15 protein-coding genes and 1 pseudogene are annotated in these 15,308 nt (G+C 73.5%); 8 read left to right on the top strand and 8 right to left on the bottom strand.

Annotated elements, in window-relative coordinates:
- The 5 genes and pseudogenes from GWI24_RS26535 to GWI24_RS26515 all read right to left on the bottom strand — a co-directional run.
- Positions 1-239 (bottom strand): annotated as a pseudogene (locus tag GWI24_RS26535) (hypothetical protein); the annotation flags it as partial.
- Positions 232-1,116, bottom strand: coding sequence for a hypothetical protein (locus tag GWI24_RS26530; protein WP_210948423.1), 885 nt, complete (start codon positions 1,114-1,116; stop codon positions 232-234). The gene GWI24_RS26530 and the pseudogene GWI24_RS26535, both read right to left, overlap by 8 nt.
- Positions 1,117-1,304: 188 nt before the next feature.
- Complete coding sequence (locus GWI24_RS26525; RefSeq protein ID WP_059144851.1) at positions 1,305-1,829, bottom strand: phage tail protein; 525 nt, start codon at positions 1,827-1,829, stop codon at positions 1,305-1,307.
- 7 nt (positions 1,830-1,836) lie between these two features.
- The gene (locus GWI24_RS26520) at positions 1,837-3,684 is read right to left on the bottom strand and encodes a phage tail sheath C-terminal domain-containing protein (RefSeq protein ID WP_210948422.1); all 1,848 of its coding nucleotides are present in this window, start codon (positions 3,682-3,684) and stop codon (positions 1,837-1,839) included.
- A gap of 453 nt (positions 3,685-4,137) precedes the next feature.
- Positions 4,138-4,713: a DUF6817 domain-containing protein gene (locus tag GWI24_RS26515; protein WP_210948421.1), complete on the bottom strand. Its 576-nt coding sequence runs from the start codon at positions 4,711-4,713 to the stop codon at positions 4,138-4,140.
- A gap of 180 nt (positions 4,714-4,893) precedes the next feature.
- Here GWI24_RS26515 and GWI24_RS26510 point away from each other — a divergent pair, with 180 nt between their 5' ends.
- The 3 genes from GWI24_RS26510 (at position 4,894) to GWI24_RS26500 (ending at position 7,797) form a co-directional block, all read left to right on the top strand.
- Positions 4,894-5,823: a LysR family transcriptional regulator gene (locus tag GWI24_RS26510; protein ID WP_210948420.1), complete on the top strand. Its 930-nt coding sequence runs from the start codon at positions 4,894-4,896 to the stop codon at positions 5,821-5,823.
- 248 nt (positions 5,824-6,071) lie between these two features.
- Entirely contained in the window at positions 6,072-7,133 is a 1,062-nt protein-coding gene (locus tag GWI24_RS26505; protein WP_210948419.1) for a sporulation protein, read from the top strand.
- 154 nt (positions 7,134-7,287) lie between these two features.
- Complete coding sequence (locus GWI24_RS26500; protein WP_210948418.1) at positions 7,288-7,797, top strand: DinB family protein; 510 nt, start codon at positions 7,288-7,290, stop codon at positions 7,795-7,797.
- A gap of 115 nt (positions 7,798-7,912) precedes the next feature.
- On the opposite strand, the gene GWI24_RS26495 is transcribed toward GWI24_RS26500, so the two are convergent.
- Positions 7,913-8,722: a methyltransferase domain-containing protein gene (locus GWI24_RS26495; RefSeq protein WP_308344043.1), complete on the bottom strand. Its 810-nt coding sequence runs from the start codon at positions 8,720-8,722 to the stop codon at positions 7,913-7,915.
- On the opposite strand from GWI24_RS26495, the gene GWI24_RS26490 reads away from it, so the two are divergent.
- The 3 genes from GWI24_RS26490 to GWI24_RS26480 all read left to right on the top strand — a co-directional run bounded on the left by GWI24_RS26490 (position 8,721) and on the right by GWI24_RS26480 (position 10,681).
- Entirely contained in the window at positions 8,721-9,122 is a 402-nt protein-coding gene (locus GWI24_RS26490) for a MerR family transcriptional regulator (protein ID WP_247616919.1), read from the top strand. The two genes, GWI24_RS26495 and GWI24_RS26490, sit on opposite strands and share 2 nt — an antisense overlap.
- A 165-nt stretch (positions 9,123-9,287) precedes the next feature.
- Complete coding sequence (locus GWI24_RS26485; RefSeq protein WP_210948417.1) at positions 9,288-9,827, top strand: hypothetical protein; 540 nt, start codon at positions 9,288-9,290, stop codon at positions 9,825-9,827.
- Positions 9,824-10,681, top strand: coding sequence for an MBL fold metallo-hydrolase (locus GWI24_RS26480; RefSeq protein ID WP_210948416.1), 858 nt, complete (start codon positions 9,824-9,826; stop codon positions 10,679-10,681). Before GWI24_RS26485 ends, GWI24_RS26480 begins: the two co-directional genes overlap by 4 nt.
- A gap of 40 nt (positions 10,682-10,721) precedes the next feature.
- Here GWI24_RS26480 and GWI24_RS26475 read toward each other — a convergent pair whose 3' ends face one another.
- On the bottom strand, positions 10,722-11,264 hold the full coding sequence (locus GWI24_RS26475; RefSeq protein ID WP_210948415.1) for a hypothetical protein: 543 nt from the start codon (positions 11,262-11,264) through the stop codon (positions 10,722-10,724).
- Positions 11,265-11,444: 180 nt separating this feature from the next.
- On the opposite strand from GWI24_RS26475, the gene GWI24_RS26470 reads away from it, so the two are divergent.
- Together GWI24_RS26470 and GWI24_RS26465 are read left to right on the top strand one after the other, a co-directional pair.
- Entirely contained in the window at positions 11,445-12,365 is a 921-nt protein-coding gene (locus GWI24_RS26470) for a glycosyltransferase (RefSeq protein ID WP_308344041.1), read from the top strand.
- Positions 12,355-13,317 carry a glycosyltransferase family 2 protein gene (locus GWI24_RS26465; RefSeq protein WP_210948414.1) on the top strand — a complete coding sequence of 321 codons (963 nt, stop codon included), beginning with the start codon at positions 12,355-12,357 and terminating at the stop codon, positions 13,315-13,317. The genes GWI24_RS26470 and GWI24_RS26465 overlap by 11 nt, the downstream gene beginning before the upstream one ends.
- 450 nt (positions 13,318-13,767) lie before the next feature.
- Here GWI24_RS26465 and GWI24_RS26460 read toward each other — a convergent pair whose 3' ends face one another.
- Positions 13,768-14,604, bottom strand: coding sequence for a glycosyltransferase family 9 protein (locus tag GWI24_RS26460; protein WP_374103343.1), 837 nt, complete (start codon positions 14,602-14,604; stop codon positions 13,768-13,770).
- Positions 14,605-15,308: the final 704 nt, after the last annotated feature.

The following is a 15,308-nucleotide window of genomic DNA, read 5'->3' as shown; positions in this document are numbered from 1 at the left end:
TCGGCCAGCGGCGTGTCCGTGCAGCGGTCGGCCGCCGGTGGCGGGGACACCCGGGCAGGCGTGGGCTCCTCCGGCAGCGGCGAGTCTCCCCGTAGCGCCTCGATCCGCTCGTACGGGCCCGGCAGCCGCGGCCGTACCCGGACCGGGCGTTCGCCTGCGCCGCCGCCCGCCGCCGGCCGGGGCACGGGGACGGGGACGGGGGCGTGCCGCGCGAGCAGCCGGTCGAAGTAGTCAGCCATCTGCGCACAGCTCCAGGTAGTAACGGCGCCGCAGCGGGCTGAGCGCCAGGATCTGAGGCTCGCTCCAGCCGTATGCGGTGGCGAGCAGGTGGACATCGAGGAGCAGGTCCCGTGCCCAGTGGTCGAGTTCGGCCCACAGGTAGGAGGCGATATCCAGCTCGGCCCGGGTGGCCTCGCCGCATTCGGGGCAGGCGACGTTGAGCGTCACATCGGCCGCCGGGTCGGCGCGTTCGGCGGCCTCGGCGAGGCGCCGCTGCACCGGCTCCGGCAGTTCGGCCGCGGGGAGGCGGTCGGCGGGGACGGGCCGCCCCGAACGGTGCACGGAGACGATGCAGCGGGCGAGCAGGGCCCGGCGGGCGCGGGCGGCGGTGGTGGGTTCTCGCTCGGCATCGCCGCCGTACGAGTCCGAGGCCGAGTCCCCGTTCGCGCCCACGCCCGAGTCCGCGCCCACGTTAGTGTTCGCGCCCACGTTCCCGTTCGCGCCCAAGCGCCCGCCCGCTTCGGCCACCGCCCGCGCGGCGGCCTCCAGGTCGGCGACGGTGGGCAGCCGGAACTCGACCGTCCACTCGCCCTCCTCCACCCGGAGCGGGCCGTCCTGCTCCCCCGGGCGCACGCCCAGGTCGCGTGCGTCGAGGTCGAACTCCATGGCCTCGCCGCACGCACCGCACTCGGCCCGGATCTGCATCCGCTCGCCGAAGAGCGTGCGCCGCAGGGCGTACAGATCCGCCTCGCGCTCGCCCACCGGCAGCGACAGCAGCTCGTCCGCGGCGGTTTCCGGGCGGGCCGCCCGGTGCAGCAGCAGGGCGCGGCCGGGGCCGTGGTGCGCCAGCCCCGCCTCCCAGATGGCCAGCAGCTCCGCGGGCCCCGTGTTCCCCATCTCTCAGGCCGTCCGCTCCCCGTACGTGCCGTTCCCCGTACCCGTGGCCGTCGCCGTCCCGATGACCGTCGTCGTCGCGTCGCGATGACCGTCGCCGTCCCGATGACGGCCGCCGCCGTGCCACGGCCGATAGCCGCGCCGCAGCCGCTCCCGTCCGCCGTCCCGCGTCCCGTGTCCCCGTCCCCCGCCTACGCGGGATGCGTGAACGAGGGCTCTTCCGGCTCCGGCACCTCGTAGTCCCGCTCCCAGCCCTCGCACTCCAGCTTCAGGCTCTGGATCGCGACCGCGTTGGCGTTGGCGTCCAGCTCGCCGAGCACCTGGTACTCGCTCGGCCAGGTCCGGTAGAGCTTGTGCGAGACGGCCACCTGGCCCGCCTCGTTGAGGACCTGGATGACGATGTCCTTGCGGAAGTCGGCGAGCGAGACCTCGGAGCCGAGCCCCGCGCCGACCTGCCAGACCTTGTTGGCCCAGCGGTCGAACTCGGGATCGTGGGTGACACCGCGCTCCAGGGTGATCCCCTCGAACTCGGACCGGCCCGGGGACTTGCGGGGGGAGCTGGGGTCGCCGCCGTTGCGGTGCTTGACGACCTCGGTGGTGCGCTTGAGCGGACTGATCTTGCTGATGCCCGCGACCGTACGACCGTCCCAGAGGACCAGAAACTTGAAGTTCTTGTACGGGTCGAAGCGATGGGCGTTGACCTGGAACTCAGCCATCACATTCCTAAATCTCGAACTGTCCGGCCATCTGCTGGATCTTGACGATCACGAACTCCGCGGGCTTGACCGGCGCAATACCGACCACGACATTCACGATGCCGGCTGCGATGTCCTCGTCCGTCGTGGTGTCCTTGTCGCACTTGACGAAGTACGCCTGACGCGGAGTGCCGCCCTTGAACGCACCCTTCTCGAACAGCGTGTGGAGATAGCCGGAAGCGTTCAGCCGGATCTGCTGCCACAACTGCTCCGTATTGGGTTCGAAAACGACCCATTGCAGTCCGCGGCGCAGGCTCTCCTCGATATGCAGCGCCAGCCGCCGTACCGGCACGTACTTCCATTCGCTGCTCTGCGCGTCGGCGCCGCGCAGCGTGCGGGCGCCCCAGACCAGCGGGCCCACCACCGGGAAGGTGCGCAGGCAGTTGATGCCCAGCGGGTTGAGCAGCCCGTTCTCGCGGTCGGTCAGCTGGACGGCGAGCGAGTACACCCCGGCCAGCCGGGCCTCGGTCCCGGCCGGTGCCTTCCACACGCCGCGCTCGCCGTCCGTACGGGCCATGACGCCCGCGAGCGCCCCGGAGGGCGGGAAGGCGCGCAGCCGCCCGGTGAGCGGGTCGGTGAGCCGCAGTTGTGGGAAGTACAGCGCGGCGTGGTCGCTGCGGACCGGCTCGAAGGCGCCGATCCCGGCGCGGGCCGCGTCCACGCTGCCCCAGGCCGAGGGCGCGTCGACCAGCAGGAAGATCCGCCGCTCCCGGCACAGCCGGTCGGCCGCCGACAGCACGGTGACCATGTCGCCCACGGACTCGTACCCGGCGAGCTCGGGCAGCGACAGCAGGTTGACGTCCTCGATGTCGCGCAGCGCCTGGAGACCGGTCTTGTCCGCCTCGCCGCCAATGAGGTCGCGGGGGCCGGGCGGGGCGCCGTCCTCGCCGCCGGACAGCGGGAAGACGGGCGGGTTGACCGATGCCTCCAGGCCCAGGTCATTGGCGCATTCACCCAGGAAGCGCACCACGTCGTCCGGGTCGATGGAGCCGGCGACGACCTGGAGGCAGCGGCCGAACGCGGTGACCTCGGTGCCCGCGAAGGCGTGCTTGCCGGGGGCGTCGGGCAGCGCGCGCAGCTTGCGCTCCAGGAGCAGGGCCAGTTCGGTGACGTCGCACGGAGCCTCGCCGTCGCAGTCCGGGTCGTAGAGGGTGAACGCGCGCTCCACCTCGCCGATCTTGACCGTCAGCTCGACCTCGAGATCGGGGAGTTCCGCCGCGAACGGCTTGGAGACGGTGCCGGAGGGGTCCGGACGTCCCTCGCCGACCGCCTTGACCTGGATCAGCGCCGACCCGGCGTTGATCACGGTCTCGGCGTGGCGGCCGTGGGCGGGGTCCATGGACAGGTTGGTGAAGGACTCGCGGGAGGTGCCCCGGGCGTCGAGCACATGGAGGTTGAAGGTCTCCTGCGGGCACGGGGTGTCGTAGTCGACGGCCAGCCGCAGGCCCGAGCCCCAGTGGCCGGGCTCCTTGGCGTGCACCTCCAGCACGGGGCATTCGCTGTGGCCCTCGGTGGATTCGAGGGTGACGCGGGCGGCCTTGCCGGTCCCGGCCTTGGTCACGCGGACGACGACCGCCACGGTGCCGCCGTTGCCGAAGAACTGGTGCACCGCGTAGCCGACCGCGCTCTGCGAGGTGAGGCCCCCGAAACGGCGCTCGAAGTCGGCGAAGCTGGTGATGCGGACCGGGGTGTTCAGCGGGCCCCGCCGGGTGTGGCCCACGAAGGCGGTCACCGAGGTGGTGACCGAGGCGATGGTACGGACGCTGCTGGGAAGCTCTTCGATGTAGACACCGGGATAGCCCGCGGGCGTCGGCATTCCCCCTCCATTCTCTTCAGCGCATCAAGAGATGAGGAGGGGAAGTGAAGATCACGCGCGCGGATTTCCCGCCGCGCACGCAATTTCTCCTTGCACTTCCCCCGGTCGCACGCCCCCGCGAAACCGGTATCGCGGAGTTCGGAACGTCGCTTGCGGCTCCTGATGCGTGAGTGCGATTTGAGTTTCCGCGCTCGGCGTGATTCCGGTCAAGGTATTGATCCGGTCATCTCCTTCACGGGAAATTTCTAGATCGTTGCATGCTCTCCATGAAGTTGACCAAGCTAATACCGTGCGCGGACGCTTCCGGCAATTCGTGATCACAAATCCCGCCCGGTGCCCGCGGACGGCGAGAACGAGCCGAAAAGGTGAACGGTTCGGCGCGTCGTTTCGCGGTCCCACGCTCCCGGCGATATCACACCCGCGCCCGCGGGCCGCCCCCGCTGAGCAGGCACTTCAGTCGCGCGCGAGCGGGGACGGCGCGAGGATCGCATGGCCGTCCAGCCAGGCCGGGCGGCTGAGCAGCGGGCGGAAGCGGGTGAACAGGGCGAGGAGTTCGGGGCCGCGCCGCTCCCGCAGGGCGGGGTCGAGGCGGGCGAGGTCGAGCTCATTGGCGGCCGACAGCTCGGCGAAGTCCCGGATCAGCCGGGGCTCGAGGGTGTGCGCACGGCCGGTGAAGCGGTCGTGGAAGACCGCGTCGGGGGCGCCGAGCGCCGGGCAGGTGGCCTTCCGGTCGCAGCTCGCGTAGAGGTACACGATGGCTTCGGCCTCCGCGCCGATCACCGCGACGAGTTCGCCGCGACGACCGAGGGGCAGCAGGGTGACGGGGAAGCCGTCGGTTCCGTAGAACGCGTGGCACAGCCCGGCGAGTTGGAGCTCGGGGCGGGCTCCCCAGGCGGCGAGCCGGGCGCGTACGCGCTGGAGATGGGCGAGGAGGGTGCTGCCGCCGGGGTGGGCGATGCGCGCGGCGCCGAGGCGGCGCAGGAGGGTGACGGCCCGGTCAGCGGCGGCAGGAGGGGGAGCAGCAGGCACAGGTCGTGTCCTTTCGGTGCTTGGCAGGTCGGCACCCGTACCGCGCCCCCACCCGGTCCGGATCCTCGTGCCGGCGCGGTACGGGTTGCCGCCTGAGCCCTGCGACGATCGTCGCGACCACCGGCCACCCCAGTCAATCCTGGGGATTGCTCGCCAACTCCAAGCTCTACCTTGGGGGTTATGACTCTGGATGATCTGCGGGTGTTCGTGGCCGTGTGCCGGGCCGGCAGCCTCAGCGCCGTGGCCCGGGAGCTGACCTGCACACAGTCGGCGGTGAGCCAGCGGGTGAAGCGGCTGGAACGCGAGACCGGCGTCAGCCTGCTGGAGCGTCAGGCACGCGGGGTCGTGCCCACCCCGGCGGGACGCATTCTGCGCGAGGCCGCCGCCGACGGGATCGCCGGGCTCGATCTGGCGCTGCGGCGGCTGGGGGACCTCGTGCACGGGGAGAGCGGTTCGGTGCGGATCACCACCGGCAGCACCACCGTGCGGCACTTCATGGCCGAGGCGATCGTCTCGTTCCGCCACCGCTACCCGAAGGTGAACCTGGAGTTCCAGACCGAGAGCTCCAGCCGCGGCTGTCTCGGCGCCCTCATCGCCGGCAATCTGGATCTGGCCTGGATCACCCTCGGCGGGCCGGTGCGCGGTGTCGAGCAGCGGCCGGTGGCCGAGCTGCCGTGGGTGCTCGCCCTGCGGGCCGGGGATCCGCTCGCGGCCCGGTCGCGGGTGGAGGTGTCCGACCTCGCCGAGATCCCCCTCGTACGGCTGCCGCCGAACTCCACCTCCGGCGGGCAACTCCACGCGGCCCTGGCCGAGCTGGGCGTACGGGCCGGTTCCGACACCAGCGTCGCCGACTGGGACACGGCCCTGCTGCTGGCCGAACTCGGCCTGGGGCGCGCCGTGGTGCCCGCCCTGCCGGGGCTGCCGGTGCCCGGGGACGAGGGGCCGCTGCGGCTCGTCCCGATCCCCGCGCTGCCGCCGCTGCCGGTCGGCTGGGCCGCACGCCGCTGGGACGCGCTCCCGCCGCTGGCCCGGGCCTTCGCGGACACGGTGGCCGGCACCTTGCACGGCGACGCCTCGCTCGAAGGGCGCTCAGCGCCACCCCGCGAGTGATCATTTTCGGACTTCCGCCGCCAACGCGCCGGGATGGGCCGTCTCGAGGCGGCGCACACCCCTATGCTTCTACATGCATGTAGAAGCACGTAGGGAGGACGCACGGTGAACGTGCCACCGGCCGCGACCGTTCCGCGGCGCACGGTCCGCCTGTCGCCCGACCGCGGTCCTCCGCCGTCGTCCGCCGCACGCGCCCGTACCCCCCACGCACACGCGACAGTACGCACATTGAAGGAGTGAACGCCGCGATGGTGTTCAAACGACTGCTCGGCTCACTCGGTGTCGGCGGACCCACCGTGGACACGGTGCTGGACCCCGGCCCGGTACACCCTGGCGGGCCACTGACCGGTCAGGTCCATCTCCGGGGCGGCACGGCGGACTTCGAGATCGAGCAGATCACGCTGGAGCTCGTGGCCCGGGTGGAGGACGAGCACGGCGACGAGGAGCGGGAGGGGGTCGTCATCTTCGACCGCTTCACCGTCGGCGGCGGCTTCCGGCTCGCCGAGGGCGAGCACCGCGGCCTCCCGTTCACCGCCCACCTCCCCTGGGAGACGCCGATCACCGAGCTGTACGGGCAGCCGCTGGGCATCATCCTCGGCGTCCGCACCGGGCTGGAGATCGCGGGCGCGAAGGACAAGGGCGATCTCGACCAGCTGGCCGTGGCCCCGCTGCCGGTCCAGGAGGCCGTTCTGGAGGCGCTGGGACAGCTCGGCTTCGGCTTCAAGTCCGCCGATCTGGAGCTGGGGCATGTGGGCGGCACCGGGCAGCGGCTGCCGTTCTACCAGGAGATCGAGCTCGCCCCGGCTCCCCAGTACGCCCACGCCATCAACGAGCTGGAGGTGACGTTCCTGGCGAGCCCGGGAGGCATGGACGTCGTCCTGGAGGCCGACAAGCGCGGCGGGCTCTTCTCCTCGGGGGAGGACGCCCTCACGCTCTTCACCGTCGGCCATGAGGGCGTCGAGCACCGCGACTGGAACACCGAGGTCGACGCCTGGATCAGCCGGCTCGTCGAGCGGCGCGCCGCCTATGGCTCTTACGGCTCGCACGACTCGTACGGCGCCCACGACTCGTACGGCGCCCACGGCTCGTACGGCCAAGGTGAGCACGACGGTCACGGCCACGGCTACGGCCACGCGGACCACCACCACGATGGGCACCACGACGGCGGGCGGCGCTCCGGCCCGAGTACCGCGGCGATCGTCGGAGGCGTCGCGGCGGGTGTCGCGGTCGGCGTCGTCGGCGGAATGGTCGCCGCGGAGGTCGTCGACGAGATCGGCGACGCCTTCGAGGGCGAGGAGGACGAGGACTGACCACCTTCCCGGCCCGGGGCGGCCCCGGGCCGAGGAGCCCTTCTCGGCGGTTCGGCGATGGCCCCGGTGCGGCCGGGCCCCGACGCCCGTGGTCCTATGAGGCCGAACAGCAACACCCAGGGACCCGCCCAGCCGTCGAGGAGGACGAACGACCATGACCGTCGACAGCCGCCCGGAACCGCCTCACTTCGGCGACGAACGCGAAACCCTGCGCGCCTTCCTGGACTACCAGCGGGCGACGCTCGCCATGAAGTGCGAGGGGCTGACGGACGAGGAGTTGCGGCAGCGGTCGATGCCGCCCTCGACGCTGACACTGCTGGGCCTGGTGCGGCACATGGCCGAGGTGGAACGGGCCTGGTTTCGGCGGGTGTTCGAGGACAACGACGCGCCGATGGTCTGGTCCCCGACAATCGACTTCCAGGCGGCGTACGACGTGAGCGAGGCGACCGGAGCCGAGGCGTTCGCGGTCTGGGAAGCGGAGGTCGAGACCTCCCGCCGGATCGAGCGGGAGGCGGACTCGCTCGACCTGGCGGGCCACCAGCCCCGGTGGAACGAGGATGTGTCGCTGCGGATGGTGCTGGTGCATGTGCTGCTGGAGTACGGCCGCCACAACGGGCACGCGGACTTCCTGCGCGAGGGCGTGGACGGGGTCGTGGGGGCCTGAGCGGCGGGGCCGCCGTCCACCCACCGTCCCCGGCCACGGCCGTGGGAGGAACCGCGCGCCCAGGGTGGCCGGTTGCGGGGACGGCCGATCCAGCGGCCCGTGATCATCCGCCCGTTCACTTCGCCGTTCCGGCCGCCAGGAACAAGGGCACGGCGAGGAAGCGCCGGTCGGCGCGGGCGCGTTCGCGCTGTTCGGCACACCACGTCCCGGCCTGGTCCCGGCTGATCGCACCGGACGCGCACGCGGCCTCGGCCAGCCCGGTGAGCAACGGCAGCGCCTCGGACCCAGTGAGGACCGTGGTGGGTGCCTCCGCGGTGACCTCACTCAGCCCGGCGTCCAGCAGCAGACCCCGCTGGCCGCGTGCCGCGCGTGGCGAGGGGATGAGGCTCACGCGGGCGCGCACGATGGTGCTCGTCAGGGCCGCGTCGTCGGCGTCCACGACCAGCGCCTCCCAGTCCTGGCCCACCAGCACCACCCGCCCGCCCGGCGCGAGCACCCGGCGGGCCTCGGCCAACGCCCCTGCCGGGTCGGGGAGTTCATGGAGGACCTTGTCGGCCCGGTAGCCGTGCACCGTGGCATCGCCGAACGGCAGGCGGCCCACGTCCGCGACCCGGATGTCGGCGCCGGGCCACCGCTCGCGGGCCACGGCGACCATCCGCTCGTCGGCGTCCACACCCGTCACCCGCACCCCGCGCCGGGCCAGTTCGGCCACGGCCTGCCCGGCGCCACCGCCCACGTCGACCACGCGGGCGTCCGGCTCGATCGCCAGGAGCTCGTAGGTCCTGGCGCGCGACCGTTCGGCCTCGGACGACCGCTCGGCGCGGTCCAGCCGCGCGATGAGGGCATCGGTGGCCCCTTCCCGTACGTCCCGCTCGCTGTGCTTCTCCTTGGACATGACCGCGAGACCGCGACCTAATGTCGGCATGAAGTCAAGCGGCGCCATGGCGGCCATGGCCATCGGCGAGGTCGCCCAGCGGTTCGGGCCGGCCCCCCATGTGCTGCGGCACTGGGAGACCGTGGACCTGCTGCGCCCCGCGCGCGACACCGCGGGGCACCGCCGCTACGGCGAGGCCGGCCTCGTCAGGGTGGCCGTCACCCTGCGCGCCAAGGAAGCCGGGCTCGGCCTGGACGCCATCCGCGCCCTTACCGCCGCCACCGAGCCGTCCGCCCGCCGGGACATCCTGCGGCGCGAGGCCGAGACACTCCGTTCCCGCATCGCCGCCGCGCGTGACTCGCCGGCGCTCGTCGAATGCGCCCTCGGCTGTGAGCACGACGACCCCACCCGGTGCCCGCACTACCGGCGGCGGATGGCTCCGGAGGGCTGAGGGCCGCGCCGTCAGCCCTCCGGGCGGTCGGCCGCGACGAGGGCGCGGGGACTGGTTGAGGCGACCGGAGCTGGGCACTCCGTGGGACGCGTGGCCCGATACGGCCGGGCCCGGTACGACCGGCGCGTGGTCCGATACGACCGTGCCGAATCCCAAAGGACGATCATGAGCGAGCCCAGGACATCGACATCCCCCCGCATACTCGGCATCTACCTCAACGACCACCTGGCCGGGGCGACGGCCGGAATGCAGCTGGCCCGCCGGACGGCCCGCGAGCACCGGCAGTCGCCCCTCGGCGTCGACCTGGAGGACGTCGCCGCGCAGATCGTGGAGGACCGCCAGGCGCTCCTGACCGTCATGGCCGACCTCGAGGTACCCGTCCGCCGCTACAAGGTCTACGGGGGCTGGCTGGGCGAGAAGGCCGGGCGGCTGAAGCCCAACGGCCGGCTGCGGCGTCGCTCGGGGCTCAGCACGGTCCTCGAGCTGGAGTCGCTGCGGATCGGAGTGGAGGGCAAGGCGCTGCTGTGGCACGCGCTGCTGGCCGCGGCCGGCGAGGACCCCCGGCTGGACCCCGATCTGCTCACCGAGCTGCTGAACCGGGCACGTCGGCAGCGCGCGACGCTGAAGTCGCTGCACGAGGCCGCGGCCGCCACGATGTTCACCCCCGGCCGGACGGAGCCGCGGGAGGCGGTGGTCGGAACATGACTCCTCCCGCTCCTCACACTCCTCCCCCGGACGGCGCCGCCGAGCTCCTCTTCGTCGGCAACGCCACGCTCCTCATCCGCTACGGCACGCTGACGCTGCTCACCGACCCCAACTTCCTGCACCGGGGCCAGTACGCCTATCTGGGCAAGGGGCTGATGTCCCGGCGGCTGACCGAGCCCGCCCTGACCGTCTCGGAGATCCCGTCCGACCTGGACGCCGTGGTGCTCTCGCATCTGCACGGCGACCACTGGGACCGGGTGGCGCGCCGGCGGCTGGACCGCTCGCTGCCCATCATCACCACCCCGCACGCCTCCCGGCGGCTGCAGGGCGTCCATGGGTTCAGCCGCGCGACCGGGCTGCCCACCTGGCACGATCACGTCCTGGTGAACGACCGCAGCCAGGTCCGGATCACCGCACTGCCCGGCAGGCACGCCCCCGGCCGGTGGCAGCGGCTGCTGCCGCCGGTGATGGGAAGCCTGCTGGACTTCGGCGCGCCCGGGGAGGCTCCACGGCTGCGGGTGTACATCACCGGCGACACGCTGATGTTCCCGGGCATCCACGAGATCGCCCGGCGCTACCCGGGTGTGCATCTGGCGGTGGTCCACCTGGGTGGCACCCGGCTTCCGGGCGGGCTGATCGTGACCATGGACGCGCTCCAGGGGGCCGGTCTGGTCAAGGCCGTACGGCCGGAGCGGGTGCTGCCGGTGCACTACGACGACTACGCCGCCTTCAGCTCCCCGCTCTCCGCGTTCCTGGCGGAGACCCGGGACCCGGGCTTCCCGTCCGAGGTGGTCCACTGCCCCCGTGGCGAGCGCGTCACCGTGAACGCGCAAGGGGTGCTCCAGGGGCTGTGACGGCCGCCCGTAGTGTGCCCGTAGTAGTGTGCCGGCGCCGTCAGGCCGCGCTGGTGGGCGTCTGGTCGTCGCTGCGCAGCAGCCGCAGACGTTCCAGCAGCTGGGGACGGTGCAGCTCCACCACGCACGCCATCAGGTCCGGATGACGCATCAGCGGCGCGGCCTGCCAGTCGTGGGCGTCGGGCTCGGTGAGCCGCCGGAACTCCCCGGGCGGCCCGGCGGCGCCCTCACAGTCGGCGAGCGCCGCCACGGCCTCGGACGCCAGGGTGGAGCAGGTGAGAAGGGCCGCCGCCCAGCTCGCCACGACCTCGTCCACCCAGGTGCGCCAGACGCCGTCGGGACCGCGGATCTCGTACGGCTCCGCGTCCACGAGCCAGTCCAGCCGGTAGGAACCGCCCGGTCCGGCCATGGTCACCAGGGCGGCGTCGGTGGTGGTCGGGTAGCGCAGCCACGCGGCGACGGTCACGGCCTGTCGCGCCTGCGCCTCTGCGAGCGCGGCGTTCATCGCGCCGTCGGCCGCCGGATAGGCCCTGATCAGCCACTGCGTGGTCGCCGCTACGACGGATGACAGGTCCAGGGACAAACGAGCCGCTCCTCTTGCGCGATAGCTGTCAGCACCGTACCCGCGGGACGGCGGTGTCGAACATGACATAGATCACTCTCGACGGCGGCGCGCCGGTATGGACGCCCGGGCGCGCATCGCATACGGGACCGGTGTGTCGGCGTACCGCATAGCGGCCGGGGCGCCGGGTACTTGGTGGCCGTGAACGCGCCAGGCCCCTCCGTCGGCGTGGTCCTCGCCACCCGCGACCGCGCCGAAAGACTCGCCACCGCCCTGGAACACCTCACCGCCCTGCCGGAGCGGCCACCGGTCATGGTCGTGGACAACGGCTCGACGGACCACACCAGGGCCATGGTCGCCGAGCGCTTTCCCCAGGTGCGGGTCCTGGCGCACGAGACCAACCGCGGCGCGCTCGCCCGCAACGACGGCGTACGCGCCATCGGCACGCCCTACGTGGCCTTCAGCGACGACGACTCCTGGTGGGCACCGGGGTCCCTGGCGCGGGCCGCCACCCTGCTGAACGGCCATCCGAGGCTGGGGCTGCTGGCGGCCCAGGTGCGGGTCGGCCCGGAGGAGCGGCCCGATCCGCTCAACGCAATGCTGGCCGCCTCCCCCGCCGGCCTGGCCGAGGACCTTCCCGGCCCTGAGGTGTTCGGCTTCCTCGCCTGCGGGGCCGTGGTGCGCCGTGGCGCCTTCCTGGAGGCGGGCGGGTTCCATCCGCTGATCTTCTTCGGCGGCGAGGAGACGCTGCTCGCGTATGACCTCGCCGCGATGGGCTGGGGCGTCTCGTACTGCCCCGAGGTGGTCGCCCACCATCATCCTGCCCCCTCGCCGCGCAAGAACCGCACCGCCGTGATGCGGCGCAACGAGCTGATCGGCTGCTGGCTTCGCCGCCCGCTGCCGCTCGCCGCCCGGCGCACCGCCGGGCTGCTCACCGAGGCCGGGCGGGACCCGGTGGCGCGGACCGCGCTGCGCGGTCTGCTCGCCCGGCTGCCGGCCGCGCTGTGGCAGCGCCGGCCGCTGCCGCCTTGGGTCGAGGAGGCCGCCCGGCGTGTGGACGGGCAGCGGACGGACGGCGAACCCCGCCGGGAGGAGAGGCGGGCCGTCACCCATGACCGATGACCAGGGCCAGGACCAGGGCCAGGACCGGCGCCAGGACCAGGATCAGGACGCAGGAACCGCCGACGGCCGTACGACGGTCGTCATCATCACTCGCGACCGGCGGGAGGAGCTGCTGCACACCCTGGACCGGCTGGCCGAACTGCCCGAGCGGCCGCCCGTGATCGTCACCGACAACGGCTCCACGGACGGCACCGCGGAGGCGGTGGCCCGGTTCCATCCGCAGGTGACGCTGTTGCGCCCCGGCCGCAACCTCGGCGCGGTGGGCCGGAACGTGGCCGTACGGCAGGTGCGGACGCCCTACGTCGCCTTCTGCGACGACGACTCCTGGTGGGCGCCGGGGTCCCTGGCGGCGGCCGCTGATCTGCTGGACCGCCATCCGGGGCTGGCGTCGGTGACGGCCCGGATCCTCGTCGAGCCCGAGGGCACCGAGGACCCCATCGTGGCGGAGCTGCGCTCCTCGCCGGTGCCGGGCCCGCGGTGGCTGCCGGGCCCGGCGCTGGGCTCCGTCCTCGCCGCCGCGACCTGCATGCGGACCGCCGCCTTCCGCTCGGTGGGCGGGTTCTCGCCCCGGCTGTGGCTCGGCGGCGAGGAGGAACTGCTCGCCGCCGACCTCGCGGCCCTCGGCTGGTGGCTGGTGTTCGCGCCCGGGTCGGTCATCCACCACGCGCCGTCGGACGCCCGCGACACCACGGCCCGGCGGGTGCGCGGTCTGCGGAACACCCTGTGGTTCACCTGGCAGCGCCGCTCCCTCACCTCCGCGGCCCGCCGCACCCTCTTCCTGGCCCGCACGGTCCCCCGCGACCGGGCCAGCCTACGAGCCTTCGCGCAGGCCCTGGCGGGCCTGCCCGGCACACTCGCGCACCGGTCCGTGGTCCCCGCCCGGGTCGAGCGAGGGCTGCGCCTGCTGGACGAGACCCAGCGGGTGTCGACGGCCCGACGCTATGTGGGGTGACGTAAGGGGCTCGGGCGCGCGCGAGTGACGGTGACGGTGGCGGAGCGGGGCCGGCACCAGTAAGGGCCCCGGCCCTTCGACGCCCGCGCCCGCGTCGGTGACGGCGGCGGGACGGGTGTCCCGGCGACGGCGACGGCGACGGCGACGGCGACGGAGCCGGAGCCGGAGCCGGTGGTCGGCTCGAGACCGGTGGTCCGGTTTCGGCCCCCGCCACCGGGCCGTGGTCCCCGCCCGGGCCGAGCACGGGCCGCGGCTACTGGACGGGACCCAGCGGGTGCCCCCGTAAGGGCACCCCGACGAGGCCCGCGCCCGCGCCGGTGACGGCAGCGGGACCGTGGCGGTGTCACGGGCGCGGGCACCCGGCCGAGCGTCGCCCGCCGCTCGGTGAACGCCTTACGGGCGCGTGCAGGGAGCCGACGGTGGGCTCCTGGCCAGTGGTTGGGGGCGGGGTCAGCCTCCGGTGCCGGTGAGTGTGGGCCGCGCGGGGTGGAGAGCGGGGTCGGGGAGCCGGGTGAGGGCCTCCAGGACCTCCGGCACCGTGATCCGCAACAGCCGCTCGTCCGGGGCGTTTCCGTGGGCGTCACCCGGGCGGGCGGCCTCGTCGTCCGGGTGCCAGAGCGCCCGGTGGAGCGGGCCGGGCGGCGGGCCCCACAGCCGGGGGGCCACCGGGCCGAAGAGGACGACGGACGGGGTTCCCACGGCGGTCGCCAGATGCGCCAGTCCGGTGTCGCCGACGATCACCGCTCGCGCCTGGGCGACCAGCGCGGCCAGTTCGGGGAACGGCGGGTCGATGTCGCCGCCCAGCACGGCCGACTCGGACAGCCCGGCGCGCCGCGCCACGTCGTGGGCCGGCCCGGCCTCTCCGGCACCGGCGGTGATGACGATCCGGTGGCCGGCGGCGCGCAGCACGGCGCCCACGGCGGCGAACCGCGCGGCGGGCCACCGGCGCGCCGCCGCGTCCGCGCCGGGGTGGATCACCACGGCGCCCGGCGCGGGCGAGGGGCGCTCGGGTGCGGGGATGCGCAGGTCCCGGGGGTCGGCAGGGATGCCGTACCAGGAGAGCAGACGGCACCAGCGGTCCCGCTCGTGCTCGTCCTCGCGCCACGGTGGCCCGGCGGTCCGCGCCGGGGGGTGGGCGTAGGCCAGCAGCCGGGCCGGGCGCAGCCGGGACAGCGGGCGGTGGCTGGCCGGGCCGTTGCCATGGAGGTCCACCGCGACATCGGGCGGCGGCCCGCTCCAATCGATCCGGCCGGGGACGCCCCGGCCGGGGGCCGACGTGGGGATCACCCGGTCGACGGCTCCCGTGGCGGCCGCGGCGTAGGCCTGCCGTGCGGGCGCGGCGAGCAGCAGTTCGTGGTCGGGATGGGCCCGCCGCAGCGCGCGCAGGGCGGGGACGGCGGTAAGCAGATCGCCGAGCCCGAGGGCCCGCAGGACCAGCAGCCGCGGGCGGTCGGCGGTGGGACTGCCGGAACTGCCGAGGGCAGAGCGACCAGAGCTACCAGCAGCGGAGCGACCAGAGCTACCACCGGCAGGGCGACCAGAGCTATCAGCAGCGGAGCGACCGGAGCTGCCGACGGCAGGGCTACCTGCGCTACCAGCAGCGGGACGGCCAGGACTGCCACCGGCAGAGCGACCAGAGCTACCAGCAGCGGAGCGACCAGAGCTACCACCGGCAGAACGACCGGAGCTACCAGTAGCGGAGCGACCGGAGCTACCACCGGCAGGGCGACCAGAACTACCACCGGCAGAACGACCAGAACTACCAGCAGCGGAGCGACCAGAACTACCACCGGCAGAACGACCGGAGCTACCAACAGCAGAACGACCAGAGCTGCCACCGGCAGGGCTACCAGCGCTACCAACAGCAGAACGACCAGAGCTGCCACCGGCAGGGCTACCAGCGCTACCAGCAGCGGGACGGCCAGGACTGCCGACGGCAGGGCTACCGGGGCTACCGGCGGCAGAACTGCGGGGGCTACCGGCGGCAGGGC

This window comes from Streptomyces sp. MK37H (assembly GCF_018035285.1).
GTDB classification, from domain to species: Bacteria; Actinomycetota; Actinomycetes; order Streptomycetales; family Streptomycetaceae; genus Streptomyces; species Streptomyces endocoffeicus.
Note: the sequence above shows the minus strand (reverse complement) of the source record. Positions and strands in the feature narration are given on the sequence as shown.

Excerpts from the sequence above, each read along its gene's own strand:
- GWI24_RS26530 (WP_210948423.1), bottom strand. The coding sequence starts at position 1,116 with ATGGGGAACACGGGGCCCGCGGAGCTGCTGGCCATCTGGGAGGCGGGG.
- GWI24_RS26525 (WP_059144851.1), bottom strand. The coding sequence starts at position 1,829 with ATGGCTGAGTTCCAGGTCAACGCCCATCGCTTCGACCCGTACAAGAAC.
- GWI24_RS26520 (WP_210948422.1), bottom strand. The coding sequence starts at position 3,684 with ATGCCGACGCCCGCGGGCTATCCCGGTGTCTACATCGAAGAGCTTCCC.
- GWI24_RS26510 (WP_210948420.1), top strand. The coding sequence starts at position 4,894 with ATGACTCTGGATGATCTGCGGGTGTTCGTGGCCGTGTGCCGGGCCGGC.
- GWI24_RS26505 (WP_210948419.1), top strand. The coding sequence starts at position 6,072 with ATGGTGTTCAAACGACTGCTCGGCTCACTCGGTGTCGGCGGACCCACC.
- GWI24_RS26500 (WP_210948418.1), top strand. The coding sequence starts at position 7,288 with ATGACCGTCGACAGCCGCCCGGAACCGCCTCACTTCGGCGACGAACGC.
- GWI24_RS26490 (WP_247616919.1), top strand. The coding sequence starts at position 8,721 with ATGAAGTCAAGCGGCGCCATGGCGGCCATGGCCATCGGCGAGGTCGCC.
- GWI24_RS26495 (WP_308344043.1), bottom strand. The coding sequence starts at position 8,722 with ATGCCGACATTAGGTCGCGGTCTCGCGGTCATGTCCAAGGAGAAGCAC.
- GWI24_RS26485 (WP_210948417.1), top strand. The coding sequence starts at position 9,288 with ATGAGCGAGCCCAGGACATCGACATCCCCCCGCATACTCGGCATCTAC.
- GWI24_RS26480 (WP_210948416.1), top strand. The coding sequence starts at position 9,824 with ATGACTCCTCCCGCTCCTCACACTCCTCCCCCGGACGGCGCCGCCGAG.
- GWI24_RS26465 (WP_210948414.1), top strand. The coding sequence starts at position 12,355 with ATGACCGATGACCAGGGCCAGGACCAGGGCCAGGACCGGCGCCAGGAC.